Consider the following 15,356-nt stretch of genomic DNA (forward strand, 5'->3'; position numbering starts at 1 on the left):
GTGCTGTTGTAGTTCGTTGAGATACAAGGGGCGGAGCGGGAACTGTTCGCGCGCGGGCGGCAGCATCTGCGCCATGAATGCCATCGTCGAACTGCCTACCGATCACCGCCGCCACGCCAAGCACCTCTATTGGCAGGGCTATCGCGTGTGCGAGATCGCCGAGCTGATTGGGGAAAAAGAAAAAACGCTGCACAGCTGGAAGGCCCGTGACGAATGGGACCGCGCTACACCGCTGGAGCGTATCCAGGCCGCGACCGAAGCCCGCCTGGTGCAGCTGATTTTGAAAGACCCCAAGTCAGGGTCCGACTACAAGGAAATTGACCTGTTGCACCGCCAGTTGGAGCGGCAAGCCCGCATCCAGCGTTTCAACGACGGCGGCACCGAAACCGAGCTGAATCCGAAACTCGCCAAGCGTAACGAAGGGCCGAAGAAGGCCCCTAAGCGCAACGAGTTCGATGAAGAACACATCGAAAAGCTGACTGAGGCGTTCATTGATGGCTGTTTCGGCTATCAGTTGGATTGGTACAAGGCCGGCAATCAACGAACCCGTGCGATCCTCAAGTCGCGGCAGATCGGCGCGACGTACTACTTCGCCCGTGAAGCGCTGATCGATGCGCTGACGACAGGCCGCAACCAGATATTCCTGTCGGCCTCGAAAAACCAGGCTCATATCTTTAAGGCCTACATTCAGGCTTTTGCTCGCGAGGTGGTCGGCGTAGAGCTGACGGGTGACCCGATCATTTTGGGGAACGGCGCAGAGCTGCATTTCCTGGGCACCAACGCCCGCACAGCTCAGGGCTACCACGGCAATTTCTACTTCGACGAATTCTTCTGGACGTTCAAGTTCAAGGAGCTGAACAAGGTCGCCAGTGGCATGGCGATGCAGAAGCAATACCGCCGAACATACTTTTCGACGCCTTCCAGCATGGCGCACGAAGCCTATACGTTCTGGACCGGCGAGCGATTCAACAAAGGCAAGCCGGCCGCGCATCGGGTCAAAATCGACGTTTCTCACGACGTGCTGCAACAGGGGCGGTTGTGTGAGGATCGGGTTTGGCGGCAGATCGTCACCATCCTCGACGCGGAAGACCGTGGCTGCGACCTTTTTGACCTTGATGAGCTGCGCCAGGAATACGATGCCGAGGCCTTCCAGAACCTGCTGATGTGCCAGTTCATCGACGACGGAGCCAGCATTTTCCCGCTGGCGATGTTGCAGCCCTGCATGGTGGACAGCTGGGACCTATGGGCCGAGGACTACAAACCATTTGCCGCGCGTCCTTTTGGGGATCGGCAAGTTTGGGTTGGCTACGACCCGGCTGAAAGCGGCGACAGCGCCGCACTGGTGGTAATTGCTCCCCCGACTGTTCCCGGCGGCAAGTTCCGCGTGCTGGAGAGACACCAATTTCGTGGGATGGACTTTGCCGCCCAGGCTGAATCTATCCGCCAGGTCACCAGGCGCTATTGGGTGACCTATATCGGTATCGACATCACTGGCATGGGGTCAGGCGTGGCCCAGTTGGTGAAGCAATTCTTCCCAAACATCACCACCTTCAGCTACTCCCCCGAAGTCAAAACACGCCTGGTGTTGAAGGCCTACGACGTGATCAAGAACGGCCGTCTGGAGTTCGACGCCGGTTGGACAGACATGGCCCAGTCGTTGATGGCTATCCGCAAAACAGTCACCGCCTCCGGGCGCCAGTTCACTTACACGGCCGGTCGCACCGACGAGACAGGTCATGCCGACTTGGCGTGGGCGACCTTCCACGCCCTGCACAACGAGCCTCTTGAAGGGCAGACCACGGCGAATACCGGATTTATGGAGTCCTACTGATGAGCAGACGTAAGCGCGCAACCCAACTAACCACCGTTCTGCCAGCTGTAGAAGGGGAGGTACTCCCGCCGGAGTCCGGGCCGGTGGAGGCTTTCACCTTTGGTGATCCGGCGCCTGTGCTCGATAGCAGGGAGATCCTCGACTATCTGGAATGCTGGGCCAATGGCCGTTGGTTCGAAACACCGATGTCCATGGACGGTCTGGCCAAAACGACGCGCGCCAGTGTGTACCTGCAGTCCGGTCTCAACTTCAAGCGCAACATGCTGGCCCGCACGTTCGTTCCTCACCGCCTGCTGAAGCGTCAGGCCTTTGAGCAGTTCGCCCTGGACTGGCTCTGGTGCGGCAACTGTTACTTGGAAAAGCGCAACAACATGCTGCGCAACACGATGGGCCTTCTACCGCCGCTGGCGAAGTTCATGCGCCGAGGCGTGGACATGGAGACCTATTATCAGGTGCGCGGATGGAAGGATGAACATGAGTTTGCGTCGGGTTCTATTTGCCATCTGCGGGAGGCCGATATCAATCAGGAAATTTACGGTTTGCCCGAGTGGCTGGCAGCCCTGCAGAGCGCGTTGCTCAACGAGAGCGCCACGCTGTTCCGCCGCAAGTACTACAACAATGGCAGTCACGCCGGATTCATCCTGTACATGACCGACGCGGCGCAGAAGGAGGAAGACATCGACTCACTGCGCACCGCGCTGAAGAACTCGAAAGGTCCGGGCAATTTCCGAAACCTGTTTGTTTACGCACCGGCCGGGAAAAAGGATGGCATCCAGCTCATTCCGGTCAGTGAGGTGGCGGCGAAGGACGAATTCAGCTCGATCAAGAACATCAGCCGCGACGATCTGCTCGCGGCTTTGCGCATTCCGCCGCAGTTGATGGGCATCGTGCCGCAGAACGCGGGCGGTTTTGGGTCGTTGCGGGAGGCGGCTGAGGTTTGGGCGGTCAACGAGCTGGAGCCGCTGCAGGCGCGGTTGGCTCAGGTCAATGAGTGGCTGGGTGAAGAGGTCATCAGCTTCAAGGAATTTGAGCTTCCAGCGGGGGGGAAGTAGTACCCCCGCGCAGCAAACGAGGCGACGAGCTGGTGCGCTAACACCCGCTCGACGCTGAATCACTCGAACACGCCGAGTGCTCCAACCAAGGCCTCGCCCCACTGCGCAGGGGGTGCGAAGCCTAAGCGAATCCAATTTTCAAAACAAGGATCACTTATGAGCACACCAATAATCCCGTGGATGGGCGGCAAGCGTCGTCTGGCAGACCGTCTTATTCCGCTGTTTCCGCCTCACGAATGTTACGTCGAGGTCTTTGCCGGCGGCGCCGCGCTTTACTTCATGCGGCCTCAAGCTGCGCCGGTTGAAGTCCTCAATGACATCAACGGCGACCTGGTGACGCTGTACCGCGTGGTGCAGAACCACCTGGAGGAGTTTGTGCGCCAGTTCAAGTGGGCGCTCAGCTCCCGCCAGGTGTTCGAATGGCAGAAGATGACCAGGCCGGAAACACTCACCGACATCCAGCGGGCTGCGCGGTTTTTCTACTTGCAGCACCATGCCTTCGCCGGCAAGGTCAGCGGGCAGACCTTCGGTACCGCCACCACTGGCCCTGCCATCAACCTGCTGCGGATCGAGGAGAACCTGTCTGCTGCCTGGCAACGGCTGTCGGGTACCTACGTTGAGAACCTGGGCTGGCTTGAGTGTGCGGAGCGCTATGACCGGCCACACACCTTTCATTACATGGACCCACCGTACTGGCAGACCGCTGGTTATGGGGTGGACTTTCCGTTTGAGAACTATGAGCGGATGGCCGACTTCATGCGGCGGTGCAAGGGTAAGGTTATGGTCAGCATCAACGATCACCCAGACATCCGACGGGTGTTTGAGGGGTTCCACTTTGAGACGGTGGATATTCGGTACAGCACGGCAAATCAGAGGCAGGGGAAGGCCGAGGTCAGTGGTGAGCTGATCATAATGAACTGGGAGCCGAACGCATTCGGCGGACTGTTCTAGCGCACTGGCTGGATCAAACCGGGACCTTTGTTTTTCACATTGCCCACCGCGCCGTCGACCTTGAACCACTCAAAAGTCTCGGCCGGCTCGCCTTGATGCAACACCATCTGCTCGGCGCGCTCTTTGGGCGTTGCCGGGTCCAACCATTCACGAGCCAGGTCGGGGTTCAACACCACCGGCCGGCGGTCGTGGATATCCACCATGCCGCCAGCGCTGTCGGCGGTAATGATCACGAAGCCATCATGCTCGCTTGGGCCTTTATCGGCGTCCGGCAGTTGGCCGATGGCAGCGCAGAAGATCGGCGCGCCATCGCGGCGACGGATCAGGTAGGGCTGCTTTTTCGGCCCGCCCTCATCAACCCATTCAAACCAGTTATCGATAGGCGTGATTGCCCGGTGCGGCCAGATCGCGCGAAAGAACGGTCCATGGGCTACCTTCTCGGCGCGCGCGTTAATTGGTGCGGCGCGGTCTTTTGCCCAGTGTGGTCGCCAACCCCAGCGCACCTGCTCAGCCAAGAGCAGCCCGCCCTGTAGGTGAAGCAGCGCGACCTGAGTCGTGGGTGCCACGTTGTAGCGTTCAATCGGCTGGTCACCCACCGAATTCGCCAAGGCATTGGGCATGCTCAGCGCTGCGACAAAGTCGTGGATGCCGCTGTACTGTGAAATTCTCCCGCACATGGTGTTCTCCGCTCGTCGGACCTGCTGAACAGCTGGGCGCTGGTCAATCTCTACACTGTAGACACTGACCTTGAGTATTCGTCATGACGATCAACATTGAACAAATCAACGCGATGGAGGCGTGGTTCGCCTTGCGCACTGATCCTGATTTCATCTCAGCCACTCCAGAGGATCGCTATGAAGCGCGGCTCTCCCTGGCAGACGATCTGCAAGAGGAAGGCCTTATCGACAGCGGCGAGTGGCGTGAGCTGGTAGAGGAAGCGCAGGCCGCGTATGCAGACGAGCTGGGCTGACGCGCCTGCTGCCAGATATTTCTCAGAGGATTTGATATGGATGGTGTAATTCTGAGCGCCAGGATCGAACGAGACGCGGATAAGCTGCTGGCACAGATTGCAAGGGCGGGCTCAATGATGATGGCGGCCAAAGCAGGCGCTCGGGCCGACGGGTTCGTATTGGGTTTGGAATCGGCGCGCGCGGTGGCAGACGAAACCATTGAACAGCTCTACGTCATCTTCGACACCGCAACTGAAGAGCGCCTTAAAGCGCTTTCGAAGTAAGGTCCATAACTGGGCGCTCTTGAGGCGCCCTCAATTCCGCCAGCAGCCGCTGGTTCTCCCTCAGTAAATAGTCACGCTGTTCGGTTACCAGCTTGATGCCGAGGATGGACGGCTCAGAGCATCGCTCTCTGAGATCGTCGATTTCGATCCTGGCAGCGCTAAGGCATGACAATGCGTCGGCCAAACGCGTGGTCAAGCCGTCGCTCATCTGAATCAGTCCAGCAATATTCCTGCGCGCATCACTCAGCCGCTTCAAGGTTTCATTCAGCTCGTCCTCGAGCAGGGCGCACTGATGCTTGTACATTTCCAGCGGTGTAGGGCAGCCGAGCCACGTTGAAGTGTCTTCGTCGATGTTCATGGTCAGGAAACTCAAATACTGTATGCGTGTACAGTAATCGAGGAGAGGCATTGATGCGATTTGAGGCGACGAGCTGCGGGCTGGCAAAGCGGGGTACTGACGTGCCACTCGCATGGGGAGTGATGTGCCACAAATCGGGGCAGTGGCGTGCTACAAGCAAAGTAACGATCTTCTCAACCTGGCGCGCGCCGTCGTCCCCCCACCTCGCCTGCGGGCTAAATGGGTTGTTTTTTCTGCGCACCTGCGTACCACTCTCGATGGCGTAGGCTGGGGGCTTGCTTGACGTTTTAGAGGGAGAAGAAAGCCTGCGGAATCCTGCGAAGGTGGAGGTTTTTGGCAACGCTCATAAGCACGCCCACACAGCTGAATTCAGTAGGTGCCTCGGGAAAAAGGTTAGGTTTTTTTTGAGGGGGGTGTTGTGACTTGGAAGGCCCGTGTTTGTTGGGCTTGAGACCTAACTTTGATGGGTTAGGTTGGGTTAGGTCAAAGGTTAGTAATTAGTAAGTCGTTGTTTTTAAAGGAATTAATATATTGAATATTTAACGCTAATAAAGGTTAGGAACTAACCAGTCCTAACCCAAAAGCTAACCTTGTCAACCGTTCGAAAAGCCATAACAAACAAGGCTTTCAAGGCGCTCTGAAAAAAACTAACCCTCCTAACCTCTTTCCCGTGGGTCAACATGAAAACTTGAGAGGTGACTAGGGCGGGCTGCTTTTGAAGCCGTATGCGGCATTGCGCAGTACGCACGACCTTTGCGTTCACGCGCCCACACTCTCGCTAACACAGCGTCAGATATTTACTTTTACATGGGATGTTGGTGGCGACACGTCTCTCGTACTTAGCGATCATGCTCAGCCATTATCAAGGGTGATGCTAGACCAGGCTCCCGGGGTCTGGTTTCCGTCAAGCGCAAAAAAGCCCGCCGGGGCGGGCCTTGATGTGGAGGGCCTTGAACATAGGGCGCGTTCTAGCTCACTGTGTGCGATTGGCATTAAAGCTGATTCTAGAGGCAAACCAAACGCATACCAGTGAAGTGAATAACTCTAGAATTTCTTTAGGCTGGGTTGATTCCTCGTACTCCGGCCCGCAGGCTTTCTTCAAGTATTGAGAGAGCGGAAGCAACTCCACACTACCGATTTTGAAGTCAATATTGTGACTGAGCTTATTCCGGAGGTTGTTCATATGCTTGATGGCGGGAATGGAGTTGTACTTCTCCGGATAACCATCTGCAGCAAGAAGCGAGACTTTCTGCCCAAACGACTGCCTAGAGGAATCCCAGTCCAGCTTGGGGTATTGTGACTTCAGATACTCATCAAGGTAGTGCTCAATGATGAGATGGCAGGACAAAAAATAACCAATTAACTCGTAATTCAAGTTATCGAGGCGCTGCCAAGTGAGTTTGCCATCGCGGGTTTCACCGACTAGAGGAGGAAGGCTCATGTTGTTCATAGAAGGACTCAATTTTTGATTCTGCGGCCGGCTTCGCTTGGTGCGGGGCCGTTGGGGGAATTGGGCATCATGTACTCCGGAGACGCCTTATCAAACTGGCTGCATTGGCGTAAATTTTTTATAGACGATCCTGCTTTTTCAGATTGGCTAAGCCTTGTTTGATGTGGCCTGCATTCTCACCAAGCGTTTGAAGGGCGCCACGGACGTTTCCACCAGTCGTCAATTCGCCACCCTCTTCTGTCCATAACACCAGCTCCATTAACGCCGCCTCTAACGCCAGTTGGTTCTCATACATCCTTTCCAGCACATCCGCTAGTGAGTATTCGCTCGCCATCAATATCCCCCTGGTTCCTAAAGCTTGAAGCATAGCAGCGGATTTCGCGGAGCCGATACGTGCGAAGAGCTACCGTCCTTTGCAGGGCAGTGGTACAGAAGTGGTACAGGGCTTTTTATGGTTCGCTACAGGGTGCGTATCTAGAGGCCTGTAGAGTTAGTAGTTCCAATCCATCATGGGGGCGACGGAGAAGCGGCGGGAGAGCGGGGCGGATTGTAGGGACATTGGGGGATCTGAGTCAGCGAGGCGAATGGGGCGCAGTTTATCAGGGATGGGTCTTGGGTGTGGGAGGGGCGTGTGCTGCGCCTTTCATCACCTCGCGTTGTACATTGCTTCGTGTTGAGCGTTTCGAGGATCTGCGGGAGCCAGTACGTTAGATCTCGTGGTCTGACCCCGGTATCCCAGAGTTGGGAGGGCTATTTTAATTAACAAGGTATAAAGCCAGGACAGCCGATGCCCCATAGATGTAAGAGTTCTGTGAGTTTGATTAGGAAATCAATCATCGCCGTTAGCAGTATCAAGATACTCATGTTTTCTTCTCTCGCGGGGGCAGCGCCGCGATAAGTGCGGTGTTGCGATCGTTGGGGAGCGGTTGCTGCTAGAAAAGATACTGCTTGATGAGTGAGGTCGTCAATAAGTTAGAGAGGTGTTGGCTGAGTTATTTTTATTTCGTGTCTGTGTATGGCTGTTTATATGCTGCGGTATTGTCTGGAGGCCTTGTGTTTTATGGGTTGTAGTCTGGTGTCGGGTACGTAGTAGGAATGGGTGGTTTGTTAATTCCTTGCTTGGGAAGTGAGTTGAGAAACTATCGTAGATATAGAGCTTAAACTCCTAAGTTAGGAAATGAGTTGGAAGCTATCGTAGATGCAGAAGTTAAAAGCCTAGGTTAGGAAGTGAGTTGGAAAGCTATCGTAGATACAGAAGTTAAAAGTCTAGGTTAGGAAGTGAGTTGGCAAACCATCGTAGAAACAGGAGTTAAAAGCCAAGCTGAGGAAGAGAGTTGAAAAGTACTGTCCTGTAGACGCTATGCAAAAGGTTCAGCATTCTGGTCCAGAAGACCAGCCGCGAGCTAGGTGGAATGTCTTTCCTTGAATTTGACCAGCCTGATCCGCCAAAGCACCAGGTATCGGGGGCCTGCCGCGATACCTTTCCTTGAGATATTTCCCACACCTTCCTCAGCTTGCCCGTCAGACCACCCATCGCTAACCTCCTCAAGCCGCTGCAAACCCAGCGGCCGGAGGTGGAAGTCCGTATTGCTAAGGCGTTTTAACTCCCGAAAATATTTGGAGCTTCGCCCATGCTTAACAAATCACGCAATCCTTATGTCGATCAAAACACTGCGCCCGTCGATGCCAAGCTACAAACGGCTGCCCAACGCGCCATTCATCATTATCTACCGCCATCTGACGACACCGCTCCCGCCGATCTCCCAACCACCAACCTATTCCTAGTCAGCCCCAACATCGACACCGAAACCCTCCTAGCCAACGCCGCCGAAAACCTCGACTCCGCAAACCAAATGGCCGCCACCCTGGCCTTCGACCTCGAAGACCCCCACCGCGCCATCCTCCTAGGCATCCAGCAACTCATCGACCTAAGCGCTCTACTCGTCAACCGAGCCCAAGACCAAGTCGCGCCTGCCGCCACAGCCTGACCTTCAACCTCCGCCGACTCACCCCAAGGCGGCAACCTGAACCCATCCTGTCACCCAGCAAAGTTTCATAATTCCCCGCACCGTTGAGGACTACGCTCCCACTTAAGAGAGGCCCCCCGCACCTCCAGCCCATAGGGAACTGAAAACATGATCTCGAACCTGGTTAAAGTCGCGCTGATTGCTGGCACGTTGCTGTTGGGCGCTTGTTCGACGGGGTCGTCGGGCGGGAGTGGTGACCCTTGTTTCTCTGGCGGATGCCAGGCGTTTGGGGACCATAGCCCGAGCAAGACCGCCAAGATGAATTTTGGCGGGAGCGGGTTGGGGAGTAGTTATGGGGAGTATGGGTCGGGGTTGTTGCATGATGATTGATGGGGTGGTGGGGCAGTCAGAGGTGTGTTGACTGGCCCACCGCTATCGGGGGCAAGCCCCCTCCCACCTTTAGAATGCCCACATTAGGGGTGTGGTGGTCTGGGACGTGTCAGTGGCCGTCTTTCATGCGGCGGGCGATGAGGTAGATGCCCAGGCCTACCAGCGCTGTGGCGGCGCCGATGTAGCCGGTGCTCGTCCAGCCATAGCCCGCCGTAATCGCCATCCCGCCAAACCACGGCCCCAGCGCGTTCGCCAGGTTAAACGCCGCGTGGTTGGACGCTGCCGCCAAACTCGGCGCTTCGTGGGCGATGTCCATCAGGCGGATTTGCAGCGGCGCGGCCATGGCAATCATGGTGCCGACCAGGCCGATGCCGAGTAGCACGCTCCACAGCGCACTGGCGGCGAAGGTGAAGAAGATCAGTACGGCCATCGACCACACCATAATCCAGCCCACGGCGCGAAATTGCAGGCGGTCGAACAGTTTGCCGCCGGCGATGTTGCCGATGATGCCGCCTACGCCAAACGCGGCGAGGCCGAAGGGAATCCATTGTGGCGACACTTTGGTCACTTCGAGCATGGTCGGGGCGAGGTAGCTGAACACGCAGAACATGCCGGCAAAGCCAATCGCGCCGATGGACAGGGCCATCCACACTTGCGGTTTGGTGAAGGCGCGCAACTCTTTGCGCGGGTCGCTGCGTGGTTCGTCGCGGCGGTCCGGGACGAATTGCCAGACGAGGGCGATGGTGCACACGGCGATGGCGCTGACCAGGGCGAACGCCGAGCGCCAGCCCAGGTGTTGGCCCAGGAACGTGGCGATGGGGTTGCCGAGCAGCATGGCCAGGGTGAGGCCCATCATCACCCGGGCCACGGCGCCGGCGCGTTTGTCGTTGGGCACCATGCTGGAGGCGACGACGGCGGCGATGCCGAAGTAGGCGCCGTGGGGCAGGCCGCTGATGAAGCGGAAGGCCACCAGCGAGCCGAAGGTCGGGGTGAAGGCGGTGGCGAGGTTGCCCAGCGCGTACAGGCCCATCAGCAACAGCAGCATGTGTTTGCGCAGCAATTTGGCGCCGAGGATGGCCAACAGTGGCGCGCCGACCATGACGCCGAGGGCGTAGGCGCTGATGGCGTGGCCGACTTGGGGTTCGCTCAAATTCAAGTTGTGGGCGATGTCGGGCATCAGGCCCATGATGGCGAATTCGCCAGTGCCGATCGCGAAGGCGCCCACGGCCATGGCAGCTTCCATTTTGGCGGCGCTGCGCGCGGGCAGTACGTGCCCGGGTGTTTGCTGGATAGTCATGGGTAACTCTGTTTGGAAGGATTGCACGAAGGACTGCCGCCGATGCTACGCAAGCAACGGCGGAGGTGTCTAGAACAGCCGTTTGCAGCAGAGTTCAGTTTCATCTGGCCACCTGTGACGCCACGTCGCGCCTGCCAGGCTTGACACTGACGGGTTAAAACCCGCGATTTAGAGCTGTCAATTGGCCAAACGGCGCATAAACGCCCTGTAGCGTGATATTCTGCGCGCCGTCTTGGTCTGGTCTTTCCCCGGCACGTACACCCGTATACGTCCCGGCGGTTGGCTGTCGTCCAGGTAGCTGAAGCCAATAATGATAAAAAGTCAGCGCAGAAGGGACATAAACAGTGAGGTCGATACGTCGGCCTTGTGTGCCCACCCTGCGGCTCTCTCGTAAATGTGCAAACCCCGCGGCGCGCTGCCTGGCGCGGCGTGATAGAGGGTTGCCCATGCTCAGGGGCGGTAGGGCGGATGGCGTTTTATCATAGGTGCTACTGATGTTTAAAAAAGTAAACACTGCCCTGCTGGGGCTGGCTTTGTCGATGGGGATCACCTCCGTTCACGCGGAAGAGGCAAAGAAAGTCGATGTGCTGCTGATCGGCGGCGGCATCATGAGTGCGACCCTGGGTGTTTGGCTCAACGAGCTGCAGCCGGACTGGTCGATGGAGATGGTCGAGCGCCTGGATGGCGTGGCCGAAGAAAGCTCCAACGGCTGGAACAACGCCGGTACCGGTCACTCGGCCCTGGCTGAGCTGAACTACACCCCGGAAAACAAGGACGGCACCGTTGAGATCCCGAAAGCGGTCGAGATCAACGAAGCGTTCCAGATCTCCCGTCAGTTCTGGTCCTGGCAGGTCCAGCAGGGCGTGCTGAAGAACCCACGTTCGTTCATCAACTCCACACCGCACATGAGCTTCGTGTGGGGCGATGACAACATCAAGTTCCTGAAAAAACGCTACGAAGCCCTGCAAGCAAGCCCGCTGTTCGCTGGCATGCAGTACTCCGAAGACCCGGCGCAGATCGCCAAGTGGGTTCCGCTGATGATGGAAGGGCGTGACCCGAACCAGAAAATCGCGGCCACCTGGACCCCGATCGGCACCGACGTGAACTTCGGCGAGATCACCCGCCAGTTCGTGGCCCACCTGCAAACCACGCCGAAGTTTGATCTGAAACTGTCGAGCGAAGTGCAGGACATCACCAAGAACGCCGACGGTTCGTGGCGTGTGAGCTACAAAAACCTGAAAGACGGCACCAAGACTGAAACAGACGCCAAGTTCGTGTTCATCGGCGCCGGCGGCGGTGCACTGCACCTGCTGCAGAAGTCGGGCATTCCTGAAGCCAAGGAATACGCGGGCTTCCCGGTGGGCGGTTCGTTCCTGGTGACCGATAACCCAACGATTGCCGAGCAGCACCTGGCCAAGGCCTACGGTAAGGCTTCGGTTGGCGCGCCACCGATGTCGGTTCCGCACCTGGACACCCGCGTGCTGGATGGCAAGCGTGTGATTCTGTTTGGCCCATTCGCGACCTTCTCGACCAAGTTCCTGAAAGAAGGCTCGTACCTGGACCTGCTGACCAGCACCACTACCCACAACATCTGGCCAATGACCAAAGTCGGTATTCGCGAATACCCACTGGTCGAGTACCTTGCCGGCCAACTGATGCTGTCGGATGACGACCGCTACAACGCCCTGAAAGAGTACTTCCCGAACGCCAAGAAAGAAGACTGGCGCCTGTGGCAAGCCGGTCAGCGCGTGCAGATCATCAAGCGTGACGAAGAGCAGGGCGGCGTCCTGAAACTCGGCACCGAAGTGGTCAGCTCCGCCGACAACACCATCGCCGGCCTGTTGGGTGCATCGCCAGGCGCGTCCACCGCGGCCCCGATCATGCTCACCGTGCTGCAGAAAGTGTTCAAGGACAAGGTCGCGACCCCTGAGTGGCAGGCAAAACTGCACCAGATCGTACCGAGCTACGGCACCAAGCTGAATGACAGCCCTGAGGCTGTTGCGAAGGAGTGGGCTTACACTGCCGGCATCCTGCAACTGACCCCACCGCCTGCGATTCCGCAGTTGAACGCGCCAAAGGCAACCGAAGCCACCGAGGCTGCCAAGCCTGCGGCTGAGCCGAGCAAGCCGGCGTCTGACCTGGCGCTGTAAGCCAAAGGTTAAACCGCTGTAAGAAGCCCGCTGAACCGGTCACGGTCAGCGGGCTTTTTTGTGCGCGCGTGTTCAGGCACGCACGCGTTCGACCGGCGGCAGTTCCACCGTGCGTTCGGCGGCTGCTAGCGCCGCAGTTAAACCCGCTTGGTCCAGCGGCACGCAGTACGCAGGCTTTGCCCGCTCAAAACGCCAGCTTTCATCCAGCCCTCCTGCGTCTACGGCGTCGAAACCGAGCTCGTCGAGCAGCTTGATGACCTGCGCCTTCGCTGCGGCGTCATCGGCAGCCACCGGCAGTGCACGGCGGTCGGGCGCGCCGTGGGGGCGGGCGTCTTGCGTCAGCTCGGGGGCAAAAATCGCATTGAACACCTTGACCACGTGGGAATGCGGTAGATGTTCCGCGAGCAGCCGGCTGGTGGTGGTTTCAAAGCGGTCCAGCACGGCGATATGCCCGTCGCGGTTGGGGTAGTAATTGTTGGCGTCCAGCACCGTTTTGCCTTCCAGCCATTGCGCGGGCACGCTGCGGTAGTGTTCAAACGGAATGGCCACCAGCACGACATCGCCAAACCGAGCGGCGTCCTCGGCACTGCCCACCTCAACGCCGAGCAGGCCGCTGAGCACGCTGCTCATGGTCTGCGGGCCACGAGAATTACTCAGCATCACCTCATGCCCGGCGGCCAGCGCCAGCTGTGCCACGGCCCGCCCGATGAAACCTGCTCCAATCACGCCGATCTTCATGGTCTTGCTCCTCATAAGTCATCGAGCAGCTATGATGATTAGCAACTGGCTGGCGATAAATAAGCGTCTTGGCGTGGGTGTTGTTACTGGGAGTAGGGAATGATGGACCGTCTTTCAAGCATGCATGCCTTTGTGATGGCCGCCGAGTTGGGCTCCTACGCCCGCGCCGCCGAGCGCTTGAACCTGTCCGCGCAAATGGTTGCCAAGCATGTTGCCGCCCTGGAGCAACGCCTCGGCGCGCGCTTGCTCAACCGCACCACGCGTCGGCAAAGCCTGACGGAGCTGGGGCACGCGTACTACGAACGCTGCAAACATATCCTGACGGAGGCCGAGGCTGCCGATTCGCTCGCCCAGATCATGAATGACACGCCGCGCGGCAAGCTGAGAGTCACCGCCCCGGTCACCTTCGGTTCCTACAGCCTGATGCCGCTGATTACCGCGTTTTTGCGTGACAACCCGGACGTAGAAATTGACCTGCACCTGACGGATCGTTTCGTCGACCTGGTGGAGGAAGGCTATGAAGCGGCGTTCCGTATCGGCCCTTTGGCCACCACCGGTTTAACGGCCCGGCCCTTGGCACCTTATCGCTTGGTGGTGTGTGCGGCGCCGGCGTATCTGGCGGTGCGAGGGACGCCACAGTGCCCGGCAGACCTGGCGCAACATGAATGCCTGGGCTACGCCTTTTGGTCACGCCCGGCGGACCGTGAATGGGTCTTCCACCAGGGCGCGACGCCCTACGCGGTGCAGGTCGCCAGCCGCCTTCAAATCAACGAAAGCCGGGCATTGATGTCGGCGGCACTGGATGGCTTCGGCATCGTGCTGGGCGCCGAAGACTTCCTGCGTCCGGCCTTGGCCCGGGGCGAGTTGGTGCGGGTACTGCCGGCATTTGAGGCGCCCAGCCGCCCCATGCACTTGGTTTACACCGCCAACCGACAGCGCACCGCCAAGTTGCGGCGGTTTGTCGAGGCGGTGCTGGCACGCTTCGGCCAGGCGTGAGGGCTCAAATGTGGAAGCCCTGTTTTACCTGCGCATACAGATGCAGGGCCAGTGCATTGCTGCTATCGCACAGCAGGTACAGATGATGCACCGGCAGTGGGGGTAACTCGAACCCTGCAACCTTTTGCGTCAGCCCGCTGCCCATGCGGCTTTCTTCGATCAACCCCACCGCCACGCCGCTGCGGATACAGGCCTCGACCGCCGTGGAATTGGGGCTCTCCAGCAATACCCGGTGGTAAATCCCGTGATCCTTCAGCGCCTGCAACGCCGCCGCACGGTACGGGCAGCCAGCGACCGGCACGGTGATCGGCAGCGCCGCATTCGGCGCGCAACTGAAGCCCTCGGCCGCCACCCACAACGGCTGCACTGGCCCCAGGCGTTCGCCCTGAGCCAGCGGTTGTGCGCTGACGGTGATGGCCAGGTCGAGCTGATTGGCCATAAACATATTCAGCAGTTCACCGCTGGTGCGCGCTTCGACTTCCAGCTCCAGCAAGGGGTTGTCGGCGATCAAGCGCGGCAAAAACGCCTGCATGAACGCCGGCGCATAGGTATCGGGAATGCCCAGACGAATCTTGCCCTGCATGCGCTGTGGCATCAGCGCGATCAGCAGGCGGTCATGGCTCTTGAGAAACTCGGTGGTTTCGCCGAGCAGTTTCTGACCATACAGGGTCAGCTCCACGCCCTGGTTGCTGCGGCTGAACAGGCGCTGGCCGATTTGCTCCTCAAGCTTTTGAATTTGTGTGGTCACGGTCGATGCGCTGCGGTGCACATGCTCGGCCGCTTCGTTGAAGCGCCGAAAGCGCGCCACGGCGTGAAAAGTGCGTAACAAGTCGATGTTCAGTTGTTTGGCCATGATTCCACTATTACGAATTTATGGTGCAGGTAATTCAAATATACAGAAGCATGCGCGGCCTTTAGCCTTTGAGTCAACGTGCACTGACG

General features: G+C 58.3%; 16 protein-coding genes. 9 read left to right on the plus strand and 7 right to left on the minus strand.

Features of this window, described 5'->3' with window-relative positions:
* The first annotated feature begins 73 nt into the window (after nt 1–73).
* The 3 genes from C4J83_RS08310 (at nt 74) to C4J83_RS08320 (ending at nt 3,834) form a co-directional block, all read left to right on the plus strand.
* On the plus strand, nt 74–1,831 hold the full coding sequence (locus tag C4J83_RS08310) for a terminase ATPase subunit family protein (RefSeq protein ID WP_124416762.1): 1,758 nt from the start codon (nt 74–76) through the stop codon (nt 1,829–1,831).
* Nucleotides 1,831–2,883 carry a phage portal protein gene (locus C4J83_RS08315; protein ID WP_124416763.1) on the plus strand — a complete coding sequence of 351 codons (1,053 nt, stop codon included), beginning with the start codon at nt 1,831–1,833 and terminating at the stop codon, nt 2,881–2,883. Before C4J83_RS08310 ends, C4J83_RS08315 begins: the two co-directional genes overlap by 1 nt.
* 156 nt (nt 2,884–3,039) lie before the next feature.
* On the plus strand, nt 3,040–3,834 hold the full coding sequence (locus tag C4J83_RS08320; protein ID WP_124414154.1) for a DNA adenine methylase: 795 nt from the start codon (nt 3,040–3,042) through the stop codon (nt 3,832–3,834).
* Here C4J83_RS08320 and C4J83_RS08325 read toward each other — a convergent pair.
* Nucleotides 3,831–4,511: an SOS response-associated peptidase gene (locus C4J83_RS08325; protein ID WP_124416764.1), complete on the minus strand. Its 681-nt coding sequence runs from the start codon at nt 4,509–4,511 to the stop codon at nt 3,831–3,833. The two genes, C4J83_RS08320 and C4J83_RS08325, sit on opposite strands and share 4 nt — an antisense overlap.
* A gap of 83 nt (nt 4,512–4,594) precedes the next feature.
* Here C4J83_RS08325 and C4J83_RS08330 point away from each other — a divergent pair, with 83 nt between their 5' ends.
* Together C4J83_RS08330 and C4J83_RS08335 are read left to right on the plus strand one after the other, a co-directional pair.
* Nucleotides 4,595–4,804, plus strand: a complete 210-nt coding sequence (locus C4J83_RS08330; RefSeq protein WP_124416765.1) for a hypothetical protein — start codon at nt 4,595–4,597, stop codon at nt 4,802–4,804.
* Between the two features lie 36 nt (nt 4,805–4,840).
* Nucleotides 4,841–5,068, plus strand: a complete 228-nt coding sequence (locus C4J83_RS08335; RefSeq protein WP_124416766.1) for a hypothetical protein — start codon at nt 4,841–4,843, stop codon at nt 5,066–5,068.
* Here C4J83_RS08335 and C4J83_RS08340 read toward each other — a convergent pair.
* From C4J83_RS08340 to C4J83_RS08350, 3 genes are all read right to left on the minus strand, one after another.
* A complete protein-coding gene (locus tag C4J83_RS08340; protein WP_124416767.1) occupies nt 5,049–5,426 on the minus strand; it encodes a hypothetical protein in 378 nt (125 codons plus the stop codon). The genes C4J83_RS08335 and C4J83_RS08340 overlap by 20 nt on opposite strands.
* A gap of 973 nt (nt 5,427–6,399) precedes the next feature.
* Complete coding sequence (locus C4J83_RS08345; protein WP_124416768.1) at nt 6,400–6,876, minus strand: hypothetical protein; 477 nt, start codon at nt 6,874–6,876, stop codon at nt 6,400–6,402.
* 118 nt (nt 6,877–6,994) lie between these two features.
* Nucleotides 6,995–7,210 carry a hypothetical protein gene (locus tag C4J83_RS08350; protein WP_124416769.1) on the minus strand — a complete coding sequence of 72 codons (216 nt, stop codon included), beginning with the start codon at nt 7,208–7,210 and terminating at the stop codon, nt 6,995–6,997.
* 1,297 nt (nt 7,211–8,507) lie between these two features.
* Here C4J83_RS08350 and C4J83_RS08355 point away from each other — a divergent pair.
* Together C4J83_RS08355 and C4J83_RS30665 are read left to right on the plus strand one after the other, a co-directional pair.
* A complete protein-coding gene (locus C4J83_RS08355; protein ID WP_124416770.1) occupies nt 8,508–8,864 on the plus strand; it encodes a DUF6124 family protein in 357 nt (118 codons plus the stop codon).
* A 147-nt stretch (nt 8,865–9,011) separates the two neighbouring features.
* Complete coding sequence (locus C4J83_RS30665; protein ID WP_124416771.1) at nt 9,012–9,233, plus strand: hypothetical protein; 222 nt, start codon at nt 9,012–9,014, stop codon at nt 9,231–9,233.
* A 109-nt stretch (nt 9,234–9,342) separates the two neighbouring features.
* Here C4J83_RS30665 and C4J83_RS08365 read toward each other — a convergent pair whose 3' ends face one another.
* Complete coding sequence (locus C4J83_RS08365; protein ID WP_124416772.1) at nt 9,343–10,530, minus strand: MFS transporter; 1,188 nt, start codon at nt 10,528–10,530, stop codon at nt 9,343–9,345.
* 494 nt (nt 10,531–11,024) lie between these two features.
* Here C4J83_RS08365 and mqo point away from each other — a divergent pair, with 494 nt between their 5' ends.
* Entirely contained in the window at nt 11,025–12,680 is a 1,656-nt protein-coding gene (gene mqo, locus C4J83_RS08370) for a malate dehydrogenase (quinone) (protein WP_124416773.1), read from the plus strand.
* 72 nt (nt 12,681–12,752) lie between these two features.
* Here mqo and C4J83_RS08375 read toward each other — a convergent pair whose 3' ends face one another.
* The gene (locus C4J83_RS08375) at nt 12,753–13,418 is read right to left on the minus strand and encodes an NADPH-dependent F420 reductase (protein ID WP_124416774.1); all 666 of its coding nucleotides are present in this window, start codon (nt 13,416–13,418) and stop codon (nt 12,753–12,755) included.
* 99 nt (nt 13,419–13,517) lie between these two features.
* Here C4J83_RS08375 and C4J83_RS08380 point away from each other — a divergent pair, with 99 nt between their 5' ends.
* On the plus strand, nt 13,518–14,414 hold the full coding sequence (locus C4J83_RS08380; RefSeq protein ID WP_124416775.1) for a LysR family transcriptional regulator: 897 nt from the start codon (nt 13,518–13,520) through the stop codon (nt 14,412–14,414).
* A 4-nt stretch (nt 14,415–14,418) separates the two neighbouring features.
* On the opposite strand, the gene C4J83_RS08385 is transcribed toward C4J83_RS08380, so the two are convergent.
* The gene (locus tag C4J83_RS08385; RefSeq protein ID WP_124416776.1) at nt 14,419–15,267 is read right to left on the minus strand and encodes a LysR substrate-binding domain-containing protein; all 849 of its coding nucleotides are present in this window, start codon (nt 15,265–15,267) and stop codon (nt 14,419–14,421) included.
* Nucleotides 15,268–15,356 lie beyond the last annotated feature (89 nt).

This window comes from Pseudomonas sp. LBUM920, from assembly GCF_003852315.1.
Classification (GTDB): Bacteria; Pseudomonadota; Gammaproteobacteria; order Pseudomonadales; family Pseudomonadaceae; genus Aquipseudomonas.

Coding starts and splice junctions, on each gene's coding strand:
- C4J83_RS08310 (WP_124416762.1), top strand. CDS start 74: ATGAATGCCATCGTCGAACTGCCTACCGATCACCGCCGCCACGCCAAG.
- C4J83_RS08315 (WP_124416763.1), top strand. CDS start 1,831: ATGAGCAGACGTAAGCGCGCAACCCAACTAACCACCGTTCTGCCAGCT.
- C4J83_RS08320 (WP_124414154.1), top strand. CDS start 3,040: ATGAGCACACCAATAATCCCGTGGATGGGCGGCAAGCGTCGTCTGGCA.
- C4J83_RS08325 (WP_124416764.1), bottom strand. CDS start 4,511: ATGTGCGGGAGAATTTCACAGTACAGCGGCATCCACGACTTTGTCGCA.
- C4J83_RS08330 (WP_124416765.1), top strand. CDS start 4,595: ATGACGATCAACATTGAACAAATCAACGCGATGGAGGCGTGGTTCGCC.
- C4J83_RS08335 (WP_124416766.1), top strand. CDS start 4,841: ATGGATGGTGTAATTCTGAGCGCCAGGATCGAACGAGACGCGGATAAG.
- C4J83_RS08340 (WP_124416767.1), bottom strand. CDS start 5,426: ATGAACATCGACGAAGACACTTCAACGTGGCTCGGCTGCCCTACACCG.
- C4J83_RS08345 (WP_124416768.1), bottom strand. CDS start 6,876: ATGAACAACATGAGCCTTCCTCCTCTAGTCGGTGAAACCCGCGATGGC.
- C4J83_RS08350 (WP_124416769.1), bottom strand. CDS start 7,210: ATGGCGAGCGAATACTCACTAGCGGATGTGCTGGAAAGGATGTATGAG.
- C4J83_RS08355 (WP_124416770.1), top strand. CDS start 8,508: ATGCTTAACAAATCACGCAATCCTTATGTCGATCAAAACACTGCGCCC.
- C4J83_RS30665 (WP_124416771.1), top strand. CDS start 9,012: ATGATCTCGAACCTGGTTAAAGTCGCGCTGATTGCTGGCACGTTGCTG.
- C4J83_RS08365 (WP_124416772.1), bottom strand. CDS start 10,530: ATGACTATCCAGCAAACACCCGGGCACGTACTGCCCGCGCGCAGCGCC.
- mqo (WP_124416773.1), top strand. CDS start 11,025: ATGTTTAAAAAAGTAAACACTGCCCTGCTGGGGCTGGCTTTGTCGATG.
- C4J83_RS08375 (WP_124416774.1), bottom strand. CDS start 13,418: ATGAAGATCGGCGTGATTGGAGCAGGTTTCATCGGGCGGGCCGTGGCA.
- C4J83_RS08380 (WP_124416775.1), top strand. CDS start 13,518: ATGATGGACCGTCTTTCAAGCATGCATGCCTTTGTGATGGCCGCCGAG.
- C4J83_RS08385 (WP_124416776.1), bottom strand. CDS start 15,267: ATGGCCAAACAACTGAACATCGACTTGTTACGCACTTTTCACGCCGTG.